Origin of the sequence: Methyloceanibacter marginalis (assembly GCF_001723295.1) — a bacterium.
GTDB classification, from domain to species: Bacteria; Pseudomonadota; Alphaproteobacteria; order Rhizobiales; family Methyloligellaceae; genus Methyloceanibacter; species Methyloceanibacter marginalis.
Genome location: NZ_LPWD01000331.1, coordinates 1 through 2,280, shown reverse-complemented (window position 1 = coordinate 2,280; position 2,280 = coordinate 1). Strand labels below are relative to the sequence as shown.

The 2,280-nt window shown below is 64.6% G+C and carries 3 protein-coding genes; 2 read left to right on the top strand and 1 reads right to left on the bottom strand.

The window, feature by feature from the left end:
- Positions 1 to 244: Gmad2 immunoglobulin-like domain-containing protein (locus tag AUC71_RS22780; protein WP_425283386.1), on the bottom strand; the 244-nt coding region annotated here is incomplete at its 3' end.
- A 332-nt stretch (positions 245 to 576) separates the two neighbouring features.
- On the opposite strand from AUC71_RS22780, the gene AUC71_RS11935 reads away from it, so the two are divergent.
- Both AUC71_RS11935 and AUC71_RS11930 read left to right on the top strand, forming a co-directional pair.
- Entirely contained in the window at positions 577 to 1,671 is a 1,095-nt protein-coding gene (locus tag AUC71_RS11935) for a TQO small subunit DoxD (RefSeq protein WP_069624443.1), read from the top strand.
- A 66-nt stretch (positions 1,672 to 1,737) separates the two neighbouring features.
- A partial coding sequence (locus AUC71_RS11930; protein ID WP_069624442.1) for a cysteine hydrolase family protein occupies positions 1,738 to 2,280 on the top strand: 543 nt, incomplete at its 3' end.

Here is a 2,280-nt window from a genome sequence, read left to right as displayed (position 1 = left end):
CGTCGGACGGATCGTCGGCGAACACTTCGAGATGCCCGATCTGCCTGGCGTCCACGCTATACGGCACGGTAAAGGCGAAATCTCCTGGCCCGTCCACGCCGCCGCCTTGGGTATTGCCGCTGGCCAGGACCGCGCCGTCGCGGGCAAGCAATTTCCACTGCACGTTGCTTTCGAAGCTGTGCGAGCAGCCTGCAACCTCGAACCCGCTCTCAACGCGTTCGCCGGCCTCGGGCTTAGTGGCGATGATGAAGGCGGCCTCATCGAAGGCGCCGTCGTCGTTGCCGCACGCATCGGCCTCTTCGCCTTCGACCCAACTTCCGAGGCGATCGCCGGCTGTGCGGAAAGTAAAGCGCCAACCCCAAGCATGGCCGCAAGAAGCATCGTCCGTGTCGTGCCGTCTGTCCTGTGGGTCATGGCCTCCTCCCAGCTCCGAGCAGTCAGAGTGCCGGCCGGTGAGACCAGCCCCCTAGACTACCCGTCTCAATCCTAACGCCACAATGTCCGGGTGGGACGCCAGTTCCACAGCCTGAGGGAAATTTGCGCTAGATTGGACCGGGATCAGGAGGCGCGCACACCATGGCAGACACAGACGTCATTAAGCGGGCGGTACCCGATCCGGCCGCTTGGTTTTCGCTGCTCGCTCTCGTGCTTCTCGGCACGCGCTTCGTCCAGGGCTTCATCTTCTGGGGCGGCGCCAGCCGGCGGCTCCTCTACAATTTCCGCGAGGTCGATGGTGCCGATGTTGCCGTAAAGCTCGACTTCGACTCAGTCGGCTTCGTCGCCAACAAGCTCACCCATGCTCTGCCCGGCACGCTTTGGATTCAGGGCCCGCTCGAAGCGACGCTGAACTATCCGGACCTGATCGTCGCGTCGGTCTGGCTTTGGACGATCGCCGAACTCGTCGTTGGCCTCGCGCTGATATTGGGCCTGGCAACCCGTCTCGCCGCGCTCATCTGCATCGGCCTCAATGTCTCTCTGATGCTGATCTTTGGCTGGATGGGCTCGACCTGCCTCGACGAGTGGACCATGGCGGTGTCGGGCCTGGCGATGAGCAGCGCGGTATTTCTCGCAGGCGGCGGCGCCTGGTCCGTCGACAATCTCATCGGTCGAAACCAATGGGCGCAGCGCCATCCATGGACCGCCTGGGTGTTCAGCGGTCCGGTTCCGCTCGCGCAGCTCAAGACGCTCGCTTTGGTCCTTGCGGCGGTGGCGGTCGTGTTCACCGTCGGCAGCTACCAAATCCTGTTCGGCGCGGTGGTCTCGCCTCAGCATGCGCGGGTCAGCTTCCACAACCACAGCATCGCGCTGTCCGATGTGACGCTCGCGGACGACGGCACCGTCAGTTTCAAGGCCTATGTGGATGCGGGCCCCGACACCGGCGCGGCCTATGTCATCGCCGCCCGTCTCGTCGATGCGTCGGGCAGCACTGTTGCCGAATGGGACGGCACCACACTCGCCGCCCTGCCCACCACTGCCATCAGCAACGTCTACCCTTATGTCTGGGCTTCGCATTTCAAGACGGAGAAGATCGGGATCAGCGGACAGACGGGGGCACGGGCGACCATCACATTGCCCCCGCCGCAAGGATCGAGCACCGGTACGGCCCGCAGGCTGGTGCTCGAGGCGATCAACGGGGCAACGTGGGAAGGCAACCTCGCGGGGACGCCATAGCGGCGGTCCGGAAGCGTCATCTGCACTAGGATGCTGATCAGATCCGAGGGCTCAAGGAGGCAACGAATGACAAACCCCACACTGCGCACGCTGACAGGCATGGACCCCAACCCGGCGCCGATCGCCGACAGCGCCTTGGTGCTCATCGACTGCCAGCAAACGTATCGCGAGGGGGTCATGCAGCTCGTCGACGTGGAGCCGGCGCTGAAGGAGGCCGCCGCGCTGCTCAAGCGGTTCCGCGAGGCCGGACGCCCCGTCATTCACATCATGCACGCGCCGCGCGGCACGCCGTATGACGTCAGCGCTCCCATCGGCCAAATCTCCGACTGCGTGGCTCCGGTCTGGGGCGAGACCGTCATCGTCAAAAATTTTCCAAGTGCGTTCGAGCAGACGGGGCTCGACGCGGCGCTGAAGAAGCATGGGGTCAAGAATGTCGTCTATGCCGGGTTCATGACCCATATGTGCGTGAACTCGACCGCGCGTGCCTCATTCAATCACGGCTACGCCAACACGGTCGTCGCTGGCGCCACGGCCACGCGCGCCCTGCCGAATCCGGCAACGGGTGAAGAGGTCCCGGCCGAGCAGCTGCAGGCCGCGAGCCTGTCGGCC

What these genes read in the sequence shown, in the direction of transcription:
- AUC71_RS11935 (WP_069624443.1), top strand. Translation starts at nt 577, where the DNA reads ATGGCAGACACAGACGTCATTAAGCGGGCGGTACCCGATCCGGCCGCT.